15 protein-coding genes and 1 pseudogene are annotated in these 15,069 nt (G+C 63.5%); 6 read left to right on the top strand and 10 right to left on the bottom strand.

Annotated features, from left to right (window positions below):
• Positions 1 to 197 precede the first annotated feature (197 nt).
• On the bottom strand, positions 198 to 659 hold the full coding sequence (rirA, locus tag FJ957_RS09950; RefSeq protein WP_140830834.1) for an iron-responsive transcriptional regulator RirA: 462 nt from the start codon (positions 657 to 659) through the stop codon (positions 198 to 200).
• 209 nt (positions 660 to 868) lie between these two features.
• On the opposite strand from rirA, the gene FJ957_RS09945 reads away from it, so the two are divergent.
• The 3 genes from FJ957_RS09945 to FJ957_RS09935 all read left to right on the top strand — a co-directional run bounded on the left by FJ957_RS09945 (position 869) and on the right by FJ957_RS09935 (position 3,330).
• The gene (locus FJ957_RS09945; RefSeq protein WP_140830833.1) at positions 869 to 2,164 is read left to right on the top strand and encodes a DUF445 domain-containing protein; all 1,296 of its coding nucleotides are present in this window, start codon (positions 869 to 871) and stop codon (positions 2,162 to 2,164) included.
• A gap of 65 nt (positions 2,165 to 2,229) precedes the next feature.
• Positions 2,230 to 2,658 (top strand): TIGR01841 family phasin, encoded by a 429-nt coding sequence (phaP, locus tag FJ957_RS09940; RefSeq protein ID WP_140830831.1) that lies wholly within the window; start codon positions 2,230 to 2,232, stop codon positions 2,656 to 2,658.
• 180 nt (positions 2,659 to 2,838) lie between these two features.
• The gene (locus FJ957_RS09935) at positions 2,839 to 3,330 is read left to right on the top strand and encodes a MaoC family dehydratase (RefSeq protein WP_140830830.1); all 492 of its coding nucleotides are present in this window, start codon (positions 2,839 to 2,841) and stop codon (positions 3,328 to 3,330) included.
• 226 nt (positions 3,331 to 3,556) lie between these two features.
• On the opposite strand, the gene cml is transcribed toward FJ957_RS09935, so the two are convergent.
• Both cml and FJ957_RS09925 read right to left on the bottom strand, forming a co-directional pair.
• Complete coding sequence (gene cml / locus FJ957_RS09930; RefSeq protein WP_140830828.1) at positions 3,557 to 4,750, bottom strand: CmlA/FloR family chloramphenicol efflux MFS transporter; 1,194 nt, start codon at positions 4,748 to 4,750, stop codon at positions 3,557 to 3,559.
• A 295-nt stretch (positions 4,751 to 5,045) separates the two neighbouring features.
• Positions 5,046 to 6,467: a PLP-dependent aminotransferase family protein gene (locus tag FJ957_RS09925; RefSeq protein WP_140830826.1), complete on the bottom strand. Its 1,422-nt coding sequence runs from the start codon at positions 6,465 to 6,467 to the stop codon at positions 5,046 to 5,048.
• Between the two features lie 101 nt (positions 6,468 to 6,568).
• On the opposite strand from FJ957_RS09925, the gene FJ957_RS09920 reads away from it, so the two are divergent.
• Positions 6,569 to 7,432, top strand: a complete 864-nt coding sequence (locus FJ957_RS09920; RefSeq protein WP_140830825.1) for a DMT family transporter — start codon at positions 6,569 to 6,571, stop codon at positions 7,430 to 7,432.
• Between the two features lie 66 nt (positions 7,433 to 7,498).
• Here FJ957_RS09920 and FJ957_RS09915 read toward each other — a convergent pair whose 3' ends face one another.
• The 4 genes from FJ957_RS09915 to FJ957_RS09900 form a co-directional block, all read right to left on the bottom strand.
• Positions 7,499 to 8,539, bottom strand: a complete 1,041-nt coding sequence (locus tag FJ957_RS09915) for a zinc-dependent alcohol dehydrogenase family protein (protein ID WP_140830823.1) — start codon at positions 8,537 to 8,539, stop codon at positions 7,499 to 7,501.
• Positions 8,540 to 8,710: 171 nt separating this feature from the next.
• On the bottom strand, positions 8,711 to 9,184 hold the full coding sequence (locus tag FJ957_RS09910; RefSeq protein WP_140830821.1) for a DUF4262 domain-containing protein: 474 nt from the start codon (positions 9,182 to 9,184) through the stop codon (positions 8,711 to 8,713).
• Positions 9,174 to 9,824 (bottom strand): maleylacetoacetate isomerase, encoded by a 651-nt coding sequence (gene maiA / locus FJ957_RS09905; protein ID WP_140830820.1) that lies wholly within the window; start codon positions 9,822 to 9,824, stop codon positions 9,174 to 9,176. The genes FJ957_RS09910 and maiA overlap by 11 nt, the downstream gene beginning before the upstream one ends.
• Entirely contained in the window at positions 9,821 to 10,519 is a 699-nt protein-coding gene (locus tag FJ957_RS09900; protein ID WP_140830818.1) for a fumarylacetoacetate hydrolase family protein, read from the bottom strand. Before FJ957_RS09900 ends, maiA begins: the two co-directional genes overlap by 4 nt.
• A gap of 207 nt (positions 10,520 to 10,726) precedes the next feature.
• On the opposite strand from FJ957_RS09900, the gene FJ957_RS09895 reads away from it, so the two are divergent.
• Positions 10,727 to 11,410, top strand: coding sequence for a response regulator transcription factor (locus tag FJ957_RS09895; protein WP_040981753.1), 684 nt, complete (start codon positions 10,727 to 10,729; stop codon positions 11,408 to 11,410).
• 82 nt (positions 11,411 to 11,492) lie between these two features.
• On the opposite strand, the gene FJ957_RS09890 is transcribed toward FJ957_RS09895, so the two are convergent.
• Positions 11,493 to 11,870, bottom strand: coding sequence for a hypothetical protein (locus FJ957_RS09890; RefSeq protein ID WP_140830816.1), 378 nt, complete (start codon positions 11,868 to 11,870; stop codon positions 11,493 to 11,495).
• A 116-nt stretch (positions 11,871 to 11,986) separates the two neighbouring features.
• Here FJ957_RS09890 and FJ957_RS32170 point away from each other — a divergent pair.
• Positions 11,987 to 12,240: pseudogene (locus tag FJ957_RS32170) on the top strand (transposase); the annotation flags it as partial.
• Between the two features lie 46 nt (positions 12,241 to 12,286).
• On the opposite strand, the gene FJ957_RS09880 reads toward FJ957_RS32170, so the two are convergent.
• Positions 12,287 to 13,624, bottom strand: coding sequence for a hybrid sensor histidine kinase/response regulator (locus tag FJ957_RS09880; RefSeq protein ID WP_140830814.1), 1,338 nt, complete (start codon positions 13,622 to 13,624; stop codon positions 12,287 to 12,289).
• 4 nt (positions 13,625 to 13,628) lie between these two features.
• Entirely contained in the window at positions 13,629 to 14,813 is a 1,185-nt protein-coding gene (locus FJ957_RS09875; RefSeq protein ID WP_140830813.1) for an FIST signal transduction protein, read from the bottom strand.
• Positions 14,814 to 15,069 lie beyond the last annotated feature (256 nt).

Genomic DNA, 15,069 nt, shown 5'->3' with positions numbered 1-15,069 from the left:
TGTCCGAAAGGACGACCAGGATTCATTCGGTCTCCTTCCCACTTCAAACCATACACCAGAACCAACACACAGGATTCTAGGGTCTGCGCTGCGTCGCTGCGCTTCTTGCTCCGCCCTAGAATGACGAAGTCGAGGGTGGCGCCACACCCGGGAAGCCGTGGGCGGTGGCCTTCGAGAAACAGGTCGCCTGGTCTTGATCACGCCGCCGGGGCGCGCCGCTCCAGAAGGTCGATGCCGAGCAGATGCCGGACATTCGGCCGCGCCGCGACCATGTCGGCAATCGTGTAGCGGGAAAGCACCGCGAAGAAGGCGTTGAGCGCCTCGCGCAGCGCCGAATTCAGGGCACAGCTGTCGACCAGCGGGCATTCGGCGGCGTCGTTCTCGAAGCATTCGGCCATGGCAAAGCTCTCTTCGGTGACGCGCACGACATCGAAAAGATTGATCTGCTCCGCCGCGCGGCCGAGCCGCACCCCGCCGTTGCGGCCGCGCACGGTCTCGACCAGGCCGGCCTCGACCAGCGGCTGCAGGATCTTGAACAGGAACAGTTCCGACACCGAATAAGCGGCGGCGATCTCGGGGATGCGGCTCAGCCTGTCGGTGTTTGCGGCGCAATACATCAGGATGCGCATCGCATAGTTGGTCTGGCGCGTGAGCCGCATGGTATCCTCGCGAAATATTAGCTTGAGCCGAATATGGCCCATAGTTTGGAACAATTCCAGACTGGACCGGTACATAGCTGAATAATCGCGTCAACTTTTTGTGCAAGCTGGCGCGGATAGTCGCCGGATATCGCTCCTGCGCTTCGAGCGAGCGTTTTGGCAGCGCAGCCACTAGATAGATGCGGGTGCAAACAGGAAACGGCCTTTCCATGTCACAGTCAGCTCCGGCTTTCGCGCCGGTTCGATTCGACGCCGATGCCAAGGCGAAGCTATCGGCGTTGCGGCGGACCAAGTTCATCGCCGCCGCAGCGCTCGCGCTGTGCATCCTCGTCTTCGCGCTCGCCAAGTCCTTCGAGGGCAGCCATCCGTGGCTCGGCTTCGTCGCGGCCTTTGCCGAGGCGGCGACGATCGGCGGGCTCGCCGACTGGTATGCGGTGGTGGCGCTGTTCAGACGGCCGCTCGGGCTGCCGATCCCGCATACCGCCATCATTCCGGAGAACCAGCATCGGATCGCCGACAATCTCGGCCGCTTCATCGAGGCCAATTTCCTGGCGCCGGAGCCGGTGCGCGAAAAGCTCGCCGAGGTCGACTTCGCCGCCCTGGTCGCCGACTGGCTGGCCGATGCCGAGCGCGCAGCCGGCCTGTCGCGATTCGTCGCGCGGCTGGTGCCGCAGACATTGACAGCGGTCGAGCAATCCGGCCTGCGCGACTTCGTCACCAGCCGCATGCTGGAGCAGATCAAAAAGGTGCCGCTGGCGCCGCTCGCGGCGGATCTTTTGTCGGCGCTGACCGACGATCGCCGCCACCAGAAGCTGTTCGACGAGTTCACCCGGGTCGTCGGGCGTTTCCTCAACGACGAACAGGCGCTCGAGACGATGCGCGAAAAGATCCGCGAGGAGTTGCCGTCGCTGTTCAACCTGTTCCGCGCCGATGCCTATCTCTTGAAGAAGATCGTGGCGTCGGCGGGCTCGCTGCTCGATGATGTACGAGCCGATCCAGATCATCCGATGCGCGCCGAATTCGATCGTTTCGCGCTCGGCTTCATCGAGCGGCTCAGGACCTCGAAGCAATATGCAAGGCGCGCGGAGAAGCTGAAGCGCGATTTTCTCGGCCGTCCGGAGGTGAAGGCGCTGGCCGGCGATGCATGGACAAGCCTGCGCCTGTTCATCGAGCAGGATATCAATGCGCCGAATTCGACGATCCGCGCGCACCTCGCCAACATGTTCGTCGAGGTCGGCAGGCATCTGGCCGACGACGCCCAGATCAGGGCCGACATGAACCAGGGCTTTGTCGTGGCGCTGGCTTCATTCGTGGAAAGCCAGAAGAGCGGCGTGTCGACATTCATCGCCGACCAGGTCAAGCGCTGGGACCTGACGCAACTGACACGGCTGATCGAGACGAACATTGGCAAGGACCTGCAATATATCCGTTTCAACGGCATGATCATCGGCGGGCTTGCCGGGCTGGCGCTCTATACGGCGGAGCGGCTGTTTCTCGTCAATTGACGCTGGCCCAAGGCGCACTATTCTCCTTCGGGGTCGCCGCAAACGTGGCAAAACGGGAGGCAAGCATGGCAAAACAACCGGAATCCGACTCGTTCCTCGACATGTTCAGCAGGTTCGGCCGCGACCTCAAGCTGCCGAATGTCGATGTCCAGGCGATCCTGGATCATCATCGCAAGAATCTCGAAGCCCTGGAAAAATCGGCAAGGGCGGGCGCGGCAGGGGCATCCTCGGTGCTGGCGAGGCAGCATGAGATGGTGCAGAATGCCATGCACGAGATCACGCGGATGGCGCAGAACTACCAGACGCCCGGCAATCCGCAGGACCTCATGACCAAGCAGGCTGAATTTGCCCGCAGGTCGTTCGAGACGACGCTGAAGAATGCCAGCGAAGTGGCTGGCCTTGTGCGCAAATCCAGCACCGAATCGGTCGAGATACTGCGCGAGCGGATCAGGGATGCGATGGCGGAGATCCGCGCCGGTTACGAAAAGAAATAGCCTATCCGGCGGTTTCGGACCCACCATCGACCGATATGCGATGCAACCGGTCCAGTCGCCCGAGCGTTCTCGGCATGCCGTAAAAGCATCAACTCTACCGGCGAAAATCGCGGGGCGGCGAATTGACAGAGGCCGCCGCTTCATGGTCGGGAGACAGGCAAGAGTGATGGGAAAGCCGGAATGACGGAAGCACGGCCGAGAACGCCGCCGACCTTCGAACAGTTGCGCACGATGTCCGGGCAGGAACTCGGCGTGTCCGACTGGACGACGGTCGACCAGCAGCGCATCGACCAGTTCGCCGAATGCACGGGCGACCATCAGTGGATCCATGTCGACCCCGAAAGGGCGAAACGGCAGAGCCCGTTCCGCACCACGATCGCGCATGGTTACCTGACTTTGTCGATCATCGGCGCGCTGGCGCTGGAGATGGGCATCGTGCCGGAGAACACCCAGGCCGCCTTCAACTACGGCTTCGACAAGGTGCGCTTCCTGGCGCCGGTCAAAGCCGGCGCGCGCATCAGGCTGCGCACCACGCTGCTTTCGATGGAGGACCGCGGTCCCGGCCAGTATCTGATGAAGGCGGCCAACACCGTCGAGATCGAAGGCGAGCAGAAGCCGGCGCTGACGGCCGAAACGCTGGTGATGATGTACGAGCGCCGCAAGCGGGCCTAAGGTCTGCCGATATTCAGGTGGGGCCGGCCTGCGAACGGTGGCGCACTGCGCCTCAGGTGCTCACGTACTTGAAGTACGCTCCGCTCCGGCCTTCGCCGGCCGTAGCCTTCATTGAGCGGAGACACTTATGAGGACTTCGGCCGGCGTAGGCCGGTTCTCGGAAGCCACCATTCTCGGCTCGGCCTGACCTGAATCTCGACAGACCCTGGGATGCCGATCGCTTCCTTCAGGTCAATTTCGGCCTAAACTGCCCCAATGCAAACAGTGTCGCTAGCGCGAAGCTCGCGGCAAAGCCCGCCAGCGGCCATGCCGTATCGCCACCCAACAAGAAGATGAACAGTGTTCCCGCCGTCGCGACGATCACGCTCTGCGCGCAGAAATAAAGCGCGACCGCTGTCCCTGCTGCTTCGCCGAACGGCGCCAGGGCGCCGTTGGCGGTGACTGAAGCGGTCAGCACAATGCCGAGGGCGATGACGCACATCGGCATGACGAAGCTCGCGAAGGATGGCTCGGCGAACAACTGTCCTATGGCCAGCAGGGCAGCACCCAGGAGCAGCATCGCCATGCCGCGCCTGACGCTGCCTTCGATGCCCCAGCGCGCGACGAAGCTTTTGGCGAAGCGGGTGGCGGCGATCATCACCAGTGCCGCGCTGGCGAAGGCCAGGCTGAAGCCGATCTGGGAAAAGCCGGCCTTGCCGATGAGCACCCTGGGCGCCGTCGAAAAGAACACGAAGAACGAGCCCATGGCGGTGGCGAAGGCCAGCGTGTAGGTCCAGAAGCCGAAGCCGCGCAGGATCGGCCCGAAACCAGCCCGGGCAGGGCAATGGGTCAGCGGGCGCGTTTCGCGCCATCTTGGCCAGGCGTTGAGCGTGGCGGCGACGGCAAGAATGCCGAGGGCGACGAAGATCGCCCGCCAGCCGAAACCATTGGCGATCAAAGCCCCGGCGATCGGTCCCAGCGCCGGCACGAAGGACAGCAGCGAGCCGAGCGTGCCATAGATGACGGCGCCTTCCGGCCTTTGCGCATAGACGTCGCGGACAGTGGCGAAGACAGCGACCAGCATGGCCGAGGCACCGAGTGCCTGCGTGATACGAAGGGCAAGGAAGACCGGTGCAAGCGACGTGACGGCGAGCAGGAAGGAGGTGGCCGCGAACGACAGGGCGCCGCCGATCAGCACCGGGCGCCGACCGATCCTGTCGGAGATCGGTCCGAAAGCAAGTTGGCCGAGCCCCAGACAGATCATGTAGAGGCTGAGCGTCAGCTGCACCACGGCCGTCGAGGTGCCGAGCGCGCCCGGCATGATCGGCACTACGGGCAAGTAGATATCCATGGCGAGGGAGGCCAGGACGTCGAAGGGAGACAAAAGCAGCAAGGCTGCTGGCATGGACAAGGTCCATGTCGGCTGGTTCGGAGAAGACATGAGGAGAGTTCCGCTCAAATAGTGACATTCGGCGGCGATCTGCCTGAGTCTTTTCTGAAGCAATCCCGGACGGAGGCTACGGCGAAGGACCGAGCCCAACCACTTTACACTTTTCCTGGAATTGCTCACGGACGGGACAGACTGCCGCAACAACGAAGCGCTGTTGCGGCTTACACGTCTGCTGACTTGCTGGATCCCATGGCCATCGGTCCCGGTGACGATGCGCATGCCGGCTGGCATGCGTGCTCGCGGTTTCACTACCAGCCGAAGACCGCTCGGGCAACCGACGTCGCGCTTATGCCGCCTTGCGGCGGGATGCGGCGACCGCTCTTTCCAGGGCGGTGAAAATCCGCTCATCCCCGCACTGGGCCACGTTGAAGCGCATGAAGCGGCCGGCGGTGTGCGACAGGCTGAAGGCGTTGCCGGGCGCCAGCACGACATTGTCCGAAAGCGCATGGCGGGCAACGTCGGCGGCGTCGATGCCGTCGGGCAGCCGGCACCAGAGGAACATGCCGGCAGGCTGGTCGATCCAGGGCGTGATGCCCATCGCCTTCAGCCTGCCGGCCGTCTCGGCCATGGCGCGCGACAGGCGGGTGCGCAACTGCTCGACATGTTTGCGGTAGCTGCCGTCCTTCAACAGGCTCAGCACCAGTTCCGAGGACAGCCGGGTGCCGCCGAATGTCGTGGCGATCTTGAGATCGGTGAGGCCCTCCATCCAGTCGCGGGGCGCGGCGATGAAACCGCAACGCACGGAAGCCGACAACGTCTTGGAAAAGGAGCCGATCTGGACGACGCGCTGCAGCCCGTCGAAGGCAGCAAGCCTTGGCGCAGGGCTGTGCTCGAAGTCGGCGAAGATATCGTCCTCGACGATGGTGAGGTCCGCCTGGTCGGCGAGTTTCAGGAGCCGATGCGCGGCGACCGGCGACAGGATCGCGCCGGTCGGATTGTGGATGCCGGAATTGGTGATGTAGAGGCGCGGCCGGTGCTCAGTCAGTGCTTCGGCGAAGTGCTCGATATCCGGCCCCGAAGGCGTGTACGGCACGCCGATCACCTTGGCCTGATGGGCGCGCAACAGGGCGTGGAAGTTGAAATAGCAGGGGTCGTCGACCAGCACCGCGTCGCCGGGCTCGAGCAGGAAACGGCACAAAAGGTCGATCGACTGGGTGCCGCAATCGGTCAGCATGATCTGGTCGGGCGAGGCTTCGACGCCGTGCTCGGCCATGCGCCGTGCCAGCAACTGGCGAAGCGGCGGCAGGCCAAGCGGCGTGCCGTAGTCCGCAAGCGCCACGTCGTCTGCACGGGCCGCGGTCCTCAGTGCCCGGCGCAAGGCGGCTTGCGGCATCCAGGACGCGGGCAGCCAGCCGCAGCCGGGCTTCAGCATCTCCTCGCCCGCTTCGAGCGATTGCCTGGACACCCAGAGCGGATCGACGGCCCGGTCGAGCTTGGGACCGATCTCGGCAAGCGACAGTGGCGCGAGCTGGCCGGCGGCGTAGAAACCCGAGCCCGGCCGCGAACGGATCGCGCCTTCCGCCGCAAGCCGCTCATAGGCTTCGACCACCGTTGATTTCGACACCTGCAAGGACTTGGCGAGAGCCCGGATCGACGGCAGGCGAGCGCCGGGCGTCAGCGTGCGTGCCGCGATGCGATGGCGGATCGTCGCCATCACGCTTTCGAGGAGCGTGCGCGAGCCGTCATTTTCAAGAGCGAGATCTGTCATCCGTACTGCCCGAACTACCATTACAGTTTCGTGGAATTGTACCCCATTGTCTCTGGTAATGCCATGACCTGCCTCGTACGGAAGCGCAAACGGAGCAGATGATGGACAAGAGTTTTGACGGCTGGCTCAGCGGCTTCATCGGGGTGCTGATCTTCAGCGGGTCGCTGCCGGCGACGCGGGTGGCGGTGATGGATTTCGACCCGACCTTCCTGACGGCGGCCAGGGCGGCAATCGCTGGTCTGCTCGGGATTGCGATGCTGCTGCTGTTCCGCGAGAGGCGTCCGGAGCGCAGCGACCTGGTCTCGCTCGTCGTCGTCGCGCTGGGTGTCGTGGTCGGCTTCCCGTTGCTGACGGCGCTGGCGCTGAAGCATGTCACCTCGGCGCATTCGATCATCTTTGTCGGCCTGCTGCCGCTGGCGACCGCCATCTTCGGCGTGCTTCGCGGAGGCGATCGTCCGCGCCCGGCTTTCTGGCTGTTCTCGTGCCTGGGCAGCGCTTTGGTCGCGGGCTTTGCCCTGTCGCAAGGCTTGACTGCCTCGCCGGTCGGCGACGGCCTGATGCTCGGCGCCATCATCGTCTGCGGGCTGGGCTACGCCGAAGGGGCCAAGCTGTCGCGCAAGCTCGGCGGCTGGCAGGTGATATGCTGGGCGCTGGCGCTGTCGCTACCGGTCATGCTGGCGCTGAGCTTTTTGACGCTGCCGCCGTCCTTCGCCGGCATCGGCTCCGGCGCCTGGATCGGCCTCGCCTATGTCTCGCTGTTCAGCATGCTGATCGGCTTCGTGTTCTGGTATCGCGGCCTCGCGCAAGGCGGCATCGCCGCAGTCGGGCAGCTGCAATTGCTGCAGCCCTTCTTCGGCCTGGCGCTGGCGGCGAGCCTGCTGCACGAGAAGGTCAGCCCGATGATGGTGGTCGTCACGCTCGGCGTGGTGGCCTGTGTGTTCGGCGCGAAGAAGTTCGCGCGGTAGGCGCCTACTGATTTGTTTTGACGCAATTCCGGACGGAAAACCGTTTCACACTTTTCCTGGAATTGCTCAGAACTCCGTCACCACCCCGATGCCGATGCCCTCGAAACCGCCCATCGCCATCAGGGCGGCAGGCGCCTCATCTAGGCTGATCTTCTTGCCCACCAGCAATTCGGGCTTGAGCTTGCCGGTGCGGATCATCTCCATCATCGCGGAGTAGCGGTAGGCTTGCATGCCGTGGCTGCCGAGGATTTCGAGCTCGAAGGCGATCACCTTGTCCATCGGCACCTGCGGCCGGGCGTGCTCGCCCAGCATCAGGCCGACCTGAACGTGGCGGCCGCGCCGGCGCAGGTTGGCAATCGAGTTGAAGGACGTGGTCGGGTGTCCCAGCGCGTCCATCGACATATGCGCGCCGCCATTGGTGATCTGCTTGACCGCCTTGACCACGTTCGGCGTCGTCGAGGCGTTGATCGTCGCCACCGCGCCGATCTTCTTCGCAAATTCCAGTTTCTCGTCGGTGAGGTCGATGGCGATCACATTGGCGCCCATGGCGCTGGCGATCATCACTGCCGACAGGCCGACGCCGCCGCAGCCATGCACCGCCACCCATTCGCCGGGCGTAACCCGGCCCTGGTCGACGATGGCCCGGAACGAAGTGACGAAGCGGCAGCCGAGGCTGGCGGCGGTAGCGAATTCCATCTCTTCCGGCAGGCGCACGAGATTGGTGTCGGCGTGCTCGATGCCGACATATTCGGCGAACGAGCCCCAGGCGTTGAAGCCCGGCTGGGATTGATGCTCGCAGACCTGATGGTTGCCCGACGTGCATTCGAAACAGCGGCCGCAGCCGACGGCGAAGGGGACCGTGACACGGTCGCCGGCCTTCCAGCGGCTGACCTGCTTGCCGGCGGCGACGACGACGCCCGCCAACTCGTGTCCGGGAACATGCGGCAGCGTGATGCCGTCGTCATGGCCCATCCAGCCATGCCAGTCGCTGCGGCAAAGACCGGTCGCCTCGACCTTGATGACCACCCCGTCGGCGGCCGGCTTCGGATCGGGCACGGTCTGGATCGTCGGCGCCTCGCCGAATTTCTCGAAGACGACGGCTTTCATCGGCAACTCCCACCGTTGGTGCGTTTTGAGTTGACGATAGCCGATTCCACCGCTGGTCGGCCGGAAATCGATTCTGCCAGGGCCGCGACTGGCGGACTGATCAGTTACTCCGGTTGCTGGCGGAAGTCGGCGCTGGCGTTCTGGGCCGCGACGGTGAGGGTAGGGCGCTAGTTATGGCGGCGGAGTATCGAGCAGCGGCTGCCGTTCGCGAAACCATTCATCAGCCTCGACATCCCACGGCCAAATCCCGGAAGTTGTCGGAAAGATAAGCTGCACGATCCGGAAATCCGGCCCGTCGTAGAACCATATGTCCCAACCGAAATATTCCGGGTGGTGATCGGGATGGACCGCACCGAACTGACAATCGAAGCCTCCTCCCAGGAAACCCGACGCCCGCGCACCGACGCTGAACCTCTCGCCGCCGCGCACGCGTCTGCAGTACTCGTTGATGATGGTTAGCGAAAGGTCCGGCTTGAGCCCGATAACGACCAATTCAGGGACGCCAAAATTGTGCTCTATCCCGACCGAGTATGCGAACGGCGGATGCTCGTCCTCCTCCAGCACATAGAGAATGTGGCAGCCGTACTCTTCGATGTCGGCGAGTGCCTTGGCCTCCTCGGCGTCCTTGGCTTCCCTACTCGGCATCGATCTGGTTCCGCGGCGCAGCCTTCTGGAACGCCGGCAGCGCCATGCAGGCGGCGTTGATGCGCGCGATCACCGGATAGGGGGCCATGTCGACGCCGAAACGGGCATTGTTGGTCACCTGGGCGGCGAGGCAGATGTCGGCCAGGCCCGGCGTGTCGCCATGGCAGAACGCGCCGGTCTCGGGCGACGAAGCCAGAATCTTCTCAAGCGGCTGGAAACCTTCATTCACCCAATGCCGAAACCAGTTGACGACGTCCTCGTCACCGGCCCCGAACAAGGTGCGCAGCGAGGTAAGCACGCGCAGATTGTTCACGGGATGGATGTCGCAGGCGATCATCTGCGCCAGCATCCGCACCCGCGCCCGGCCCAGCGCATCCTTCGGCAGCAGTTGCGGCTCCGGCCGGATCTCGTCGAGATATTCGATGATCGCCAGCGACTGGGTCAAAAGCGTGCCGCCGTCCAGCACCAGCGCCGGCACCAGGCCTTGCGGGTTCACAGCGAGATAAGCGGGCTCGAGATGTTCGCCGTGGCGCAGGTGGTGCGGCACATAGGTGTAGTCCAGTCCCTTCATCTCCAGCGCAATCCGCACCCGGTAGGAGGTGGAGGAGCGGTAGTAGTTGTGAAGGACGAGGTCGCTCATCGCCTCGGCTGCCCGATGGTCACCGTGATCTCGCCGATGCCGTCGACGCCGCCGGTGATCCTGTCGCCGGCCTGGACCGCTCCGACGCCGGCCGGCGTGCCGGTGAAGATCAGGTCGCCGGGCCGAAGCTCGACCGCTTCGCTGCAAATCGAGACGATATCGGCGATCGGCCATATCAGCTCGGCAAGGTCGCCGTCCTGTTTCACCGCGCCGTTGACGGCAAGCCAGATACGGCCTTTTTCCGGACGTCCTGATTTCGCGGCCGGAACCAGCGGGCCGCAAGGCGCCGACTGGTCGAAAGCCTTCGACCAATCCCAGGGACGCGCCGCCTTCTTTGCCTGATCCTGCAGGTCGCGGCGGGTGAGGTCGACGCCGACGCCATAGCCCCAGACATGGGCGAGCGCCTCGGCGCGCGGAATGCGGAAGCCGGCCTCGCCGATCGCGACGACCAGCTCGATCTCGTGGTGCAGGTTCGAGGTCAGCGGCGGGTAGGGGATATCGGCGCCGCTGTCGACCACCGCGTCGGCCGGCTTGGTGAAGAAGAAGGGTGGATCGCGCTCGTCATTGCCGAGCTCGCGCGCATGCGCCGCGTAATTGCGGCCGACGCAGAAGATGCGGCGCACGGCAAACCGCTCCGCCGAGCCCGCGATGGCAACCGAAGCAATCGCCGGTGGCGGAAGGACGAATTCTGGCATGGTTTTTCTCTGTGTTGGCATGAATCGCCCGCACCTTCGGCCGATTTTGCCGGGCGGGCAAGACTCGGGCGTTCCGGCACTTCGGCCTGTCGTTTCAGTGACAATGCGCTGTACCATTGGGCGTATACTATTTGCCAATAATCTGGCCATGGTCATGGGACTATCCTGTGCCGGCTGGAAAACCGAACCGATGCCTGAACCCGTGCAATGACCTCCGTCAGCGATCGCGCCCGCTTCCTGATCATCGACGACCACCCGCTGTTTCGCGAGGCGCTGCACAGCGCGGTGCAGATGGCCTATCCAGACGTCGACACGGTCGAGGCACGCTCGATCGCGGAAGCGATCGAGCTTCTTGCCGACGCCAAGCCGTTCGACCTCGCGCTGCTCGATTTGAGCATGCCCGACGTGCATGGCTTCGAGGGGCTGTTGCAGCTGAGGACCCGTTATCCGCGGCTGCCGGTGGTGATCGTGTCGGGCTATGAGGAGCCGAAGATCATCTCCGAGGCGCTGTCCTACGGCGCCGCCGGCTTCATCCCGAAATCGGCCCGCAAGAGCGATCTCGCCGCCGCCATCCGCTCGGTGATGGATGGCGCGGTCTATGTGCCGGAAAATTACGAGGGCCAGCCGCCCGATCCCGACAGCACCGACCGCGCCGACATGGTACAGCGCCTGGCCAGGCTGACGCCGCAGCAGCTGAGGGTGCTGCAGATGTTGCGCCAGGGCATGCTCAACAAGCAGATCGCCTACGAGCTGCAGGTGGGCGAGACCACCGTCAAGGCGCATGTCTCGGAGATTTTGCGCAAGCTCAACGTCTACAGCCGCACGCAAGCGGTGATCGAGGTCTCGAAGCTCGACAATGCGGAGCTGTTTCGCGACCAGGCCGGGTTTTGAGGGCGGCTGAAAAGTGCACTGTCACCGTAATTCCTCCGATCCATTCGGTGAGATAAACTCCAGCGGCGGCAGAGGATGGTAACTACAGGTCGGCTATTTCAAGAGTTTTAAACATAAAACTAATACTGCCACGTTCCCTACCCCAGCTAGAGCTCCCGCCTCCGAGATTAAGGTTAATATTTGCTAAAATCAAGTCGCCCGTGATGTTTGCGCTTATGTCTCCTATTCTTACTCCTTCCAAATCAACAACATCTATGAAATACGCGGTCGTCCCTCCAAATATTAATCTGCACGGTCTCTTAACATATCCATGACTACCTTCGTAATTCCAATTCATGTCCGGTGTAGAGAGCTCCGCGATCTGACTATCGAAATCGATACTTATTCTATCTAAACTAACATCGTGGAATGAAAAGGAATTTATGAAATCCTCTGGTTTGTCGATTTTCTCCGTTGCCATTATAATATCCGATCTCTGCAAAGCCTGACCCGAAACTTGAGATCAGGGGTGGACGCTGTTGAGTGGCCTCGTCCGTTGTGATCGCTTGAGTTGTCTAGACTTGATCGGATCACAACATGCGTCGGACGGAGACTACCCGGCGGCAGTATTGCCGCACGGGGCATCGAGATGCAAATGCAATGACGGACCGGGAATGGGCGTTGATCGAGCCGTCCTGCCCGGAGCCAAGGCGTACGACCGAGCTGCGGGGGTTGTGGACGCGCTCCTCTATATCGCCTGAACGGGCTGCCAGTGGCGGGCGTTGCCGGACCGCTTTCCGCCGATTTCGAGGGCTCAACGCTATTTCTATGCCTGGCGAGACAACGGGCTGTAGAGAACTATCAACTTCCCACAAGCCTGGTTCATTGGATAGCCTCTCAAGCCAACAGATGCGCCAGCAGCGCTCGCAATTGCGCCGGCTTCAGCGGTTTGCGCATCAGCTCTATGCCGGCGGCGCGGGCGGCCTTGGCGACGAACTCCGAGCCGTCGGCGGTGACGATCAGCGCCGGTACGGGGCGGCCGAGATAGTCGCGCACCTCGGCGATCGTCGCGGTGCCGAGGTCGCCGCCGTCGAGATGCTGGTCGGCGATGACTATGTCGGGCACCCAGGCGGTGTCGCCGAGCAGGTCGAGCGCGTCGTCGGTCGAGGTGGCGGCGCGTACCTGGCACTGCCAGCGCTCAAGCAGCGAGGTCATGGCGGCGAGCACATCGGCGTCGTTCTCGACAAGCAGCACCTTGGTGCCGAACAGGCCGTAGCCGCGCGGGCGATCCATGTCGGCGCTGGCCGTCGCCGGTTCGGCCGGCGCCATGCCGATCGGTACGTCGATGTGGAAGATGGTGCCGCGTCCCACCTTCGAGGAAAAGGTTACCGGGTGGCCGAGCGCAGCCGCCATGCGGCGCACGATGGCGAGGCCGAGGCCAAGCCCGCCGGCAAGTCCGGCATCGGCAAGCGTCGCGGTGCCGCGGTGGAATTCCTCGAAGACCGCCTCGCGCTGGTCCTCGGCAATGCCGCAGCCGGTATCGGCGACGTCGATGCGGATGGTGTCGCCGCGATGCCTGGTGCCGACCAGCACGCCGCCGGAGCGGGTATAACGGAGCGCGTTGGAAAGGATGTTCTGCAGGATACGTCTAAGCAGTGTGCGGTCGGAGCGCACGACGACGTTGACCGGCCGGAATTTCAGCGACAGGCCTTTCTTTTCCGCTTCGGGAAGGAAGTCCGAGCGTAGCGAGGAAAACAGCGCCTCCAGGCCGACATCGCCTATTTCGGGCTGCACTACGCCGGCGTCGAGCTTGGAGATGTCGAGCAGCGTGCGCAACAGGTCTTCCATCGTCTCCAGCGAGCGCTCGACCTGGCGCACCAGCTTCCTGCCTTCGTCGCTGGTCTGGACCTCGGCCAACGCCGAGACCGACAGATGCGCGGCGTTCAGCGGCTGCAGCACGTCGTGGCTGGCGGCGGCAAGGAACCTGGTCTTGGAGAGGTTCGCCAGTTCGGCGCTCTCCTTCGCCTCGCTGAGGTCGATGTTCGACTGTTCGAGCCGGCGCAGCGTCGCGTGCAGTTCCTCGGTGCGGTTGCGCACCCGGTTTTCCAGCGAGATGGCGGTCTGGAACAGCGAGAAGGCATTGCCTTGCTGGTCCATCGAACGCTCGACGCGGCTGACGAGGGCCGCGTTGATCTTCTTCAGCCGTTCGAGGTCGTTGATGTCGCGAAGCGGCATCTCGCTACTCGGCTGCCTGGCGCTCGCCGAAGGCGATGCCGGTAAAGGTCTGGTTGAGGTGCATCGAGCGGTACTGCTCGCCATAGGTGCCGAAGCCGACGACCTTGTTGGCCCGGTAGAGCTCCGAAATGTCACGGTAGACCTGGCGGTTGCGCGCATCGAGCCGGCGCAGCACGCAGTCGAAGCCCAAGATCATGTCGATGCCGCCGAGCTTGCGTTCGGCGTCCTGCAACGCGGCGCGCGTCGCTTCCACCATGTTCTTCGGCTGGGCTATGGACAGAACGACGCCGTCGTCGATGGCGCAGAAGAACGACAGCGAGCCGTCGACATGCATGCGCTGGATGGAGCGGCAGTAATATTCGCCGCCGACCTTCACCACGACCGGGTGCGAGGCGAAGCTCAGCGGCGTCAGCGTCTGCGGCACGATGCCGACGGAGGCGGCATATTCTTCCGCCGCGTTGGTGGCGTTGAATTCGCGCACGATGCGATGATCGGGGTCGGACGCCGTCACCACCAGCTTCTCGTCGGTCGGAATGAAATTGTCGGTCTTGAAGACGTGGAAAGGGATCTCGGTCGCGACCAGCACGATGATGGCGCTGTCGGAAGCGACCTTGCCGTTCGAGATCAGGCTGGTCGTCTCGAATTTCAGGTCGTCGCCCGCCGAGCCGCCTATCAGCGGGATGTCGTCAAGCCCCCAGTGGATGGCCGAGGTCACCGCTTCCTCGGCATAGGAAAGCCCGTCGATGAAGCAGAGGGCGAAGAAGCTCTTCGCCCGTTCCTGACCGGCGCGGCAGCGCAGCAGGCGCCGCAGTTCCACGACCTCGCCGGTGATCCCGTCCATGCCGGAGGAGGAAAGGTTTTCGACCATGGTGCTGACGGTCGAAAACGACGCCGACGGCAAAAGCAGGGCAAGGGCATGCCCTTCCTCCAGTCCCTGCGGCGTGATTTCGCCGGCGGTCGAGCAGCCGGCATAGGCGAGCGACGGCGCATGGACCTTCAGCGCTTGCGCAAGCGCCGCCGCGTCGACCAGGCTTTGGGAGAAGAACAGAAGCGCAAAGCCGGCGTCGACGGCTGCCGCTTCGGCCGCGATGGCCCGTGCAAAGGCATTCGGGTCGGGCTCATCCGTGGTGAGCGCCGAAAGGCCCGATGCATAGCGTGTGCTCGAACTGGCCAGCTGCCGTCTCCGCAATTTCCTCCAACGCTGTTTTGTGCGTGTCTTTTCTTATGCGTGTCAGGCACGCTTCGCGTCGAAGGCATCTTTGCCTTCAATCCCCGATTTGGCAATGGGGCCGGTTGCTGCGTTGCACATAGCTTTTGCCATGATCGAAAGTACAATGGAACCGGCGCTGGCAGCGCTGTTTTGCCCGTTGTACGCTACCCGAATAACGCACTGCCGAAGCACAAGCGCGGCATTCGGCAATGACCAAGGTTGATACCCAGGGAGG

Source organism: Mesorhizobium sp. B2-4-6 (assembly GCF_006442775.1).
Taxonomy (GTDB): domain Bacteria; phylum Pseudomonadota; class Alphaproteobacteria; order Rhizobiales; family Rhizobiaceae; genus Mesorhizobium.
Note: the sequence above shows the minus strand (reverse complement) of the source record. Positions and strands in the feature narration are given on the sequence as shown.

Excerpts from the sequence above, each read along its gene's own strand:
- maiA (WP_140830820.1), bottom strand. The coding sequence starts at position 9,824 with ATGAGCGACCTCGTCCTTCACAACTACTACCGCTCCTCCACCTCCTAC.
- FJ957_RS09880 (WP_140830814.1), bottom strand. The coding sequence starts at position 13,624 with ATGCCGCTTCGCGACATCAACGACCTCGAACGGCTGAAGAAGATCAAC.
- cml (WP_140830828.1), bottom strand. The coding sequence starts at position 4,750 with ATGTCTTCTCCGAACCAGCCGACATGGACCTTGTCCATGCCAGCAGCC.
- FJ957_RS09925 (WP_140830826.1), bottom strand. The coding sequence starts at position 6,467 with ATGACAGATCTCGCTCTTGAAAATGACGGCTCGCGCACGCTCCTCGAA.
- FJ957_RS09910 (WP_140830821.1), bottom strand. The coding sequence starts at position 9,184 with ATGCCGAGTAGGGAAGCCAAGGACGCCGAGGAGGCCAAGGCACTCGCC.
- rirA (WP_140830834.1), bottom strand. The coding sequence starts at position 659 with ATGCGGCTCACGCGCCAGACCAACTATGCGATGCGCATCCTGATGTAT.
- phaP (WP_140830831.1), top strand. The coding sequence starts at position 2,230 with ATGGCAAAACAACCGGAATCCGACTCGTTCCTCGACATGTTCAGCAGG.
- FJ957_RS09935 (WP_140830830.1), top strand. The coding sequence starts at position 2,839 with ATGACGGAAGCACGGCCGAGAACGCCGCCGACCTTCGAACAGTTGCGC.
- FJ957_RS09945 (WP_140830833.1), top strand. The coding sequence starts at position 869 with ATGTCACAGTCAGCTCCGGCTTTCGCGCCGGTTCGATTCGACGCCGAT.
- FJ957_RS09895 (WP_040981753.1), top strand. The coding sequence starts at position 10,727 with ATGACCTCCGTCAGCGATCGCGCCCGCTTCCTGATCATCGACGACCAC.
- FJ957_RS09890 (WP_140830816.1), bottom strand. The coding sequence starts at position 11,870 with ATGGCAACGGAGAAAATCGACAAACCAGAGGATTTCATAAATTCCTTT.
- FJ957_RS09915 (WP_140830823.1), bottom strand. The coding sequence starts at position 8,539 with ATGAAAGCCGTCGTCTTCGAGAAATTCGGCGAGGCGCCGACGATCCAG.
- FJ957_RS09900 (WP_140830818.1), bottom strand. The coding sequence starts at position 10,519 with ATGCCAGAATTCGTCCTTCCGCCACCGGCGATTGCTTCGGTTGCCATC.
- FJ957_RS09920 (WP_140830825.1), top strand. The coding sequence starts at position 6,569 with ATGGACAAGAGTTTTGACGGCTGGCTCAGCGGCTTCATCGGGGTGCTG.